This is a genomic window from Pseudomonas sp. E45-MNA-CIBAN-0222 (assembly GCF_040310405.1).
GTDB classification, from domain to species: domain Bacteria; phylum Pseudomonadota; class Gammaproteobacteria; order Pseudomonadales; family Pseudomonadaceae; genus Stutzerimonas; species Stutzerimonas stutzeri_AC.
The window spans coordinates 1-274 of the sequence record NZ_JBEOPU010000091.1; the positions used below are offsets into that span (position 1 = coordinate 1).

Consider the following 274-nt stretch of genomic DNA (forward strand, 5'->3'; position numbering starts at 1 on the left):
GTCAGCAGCCCGTGATTGCGCAGCATCAGGTTCGTATTGCTGCCGAGATCGCGCACGAGGCGCGCCTTCTCGCCCTCGTCGAGCGCGATGCCCTCGTAGTCGTGATAGCCGAGCGACGCGAGCACGCCGAGCGACTGCTGCGACAGCGGCAGCAAGCCCGCTTCCTGCGCCGAGACGGCCACACCGTTGATCGAATGCGTATGCATCACGCATTGGGCATCGTCGCGGGCCGCATGCACCGCGCTGTGGATCGTGAAGCCGGCCGGGTTGATCT

Annotated in this window: 1 protein-coding gene; it reads right to left on the minus strand. The window is 66.1% G+C overall.

The window, feature by feature from the left end; translation table 11 throughout:
* On the minus strand, positions 1-274 hold a 274-nt coding region (locus tag AAEZ08_RS22895; RefSeq protein ID WP_500125172.1), incomplete at both ends, for a class II aldolase/adducin family protein.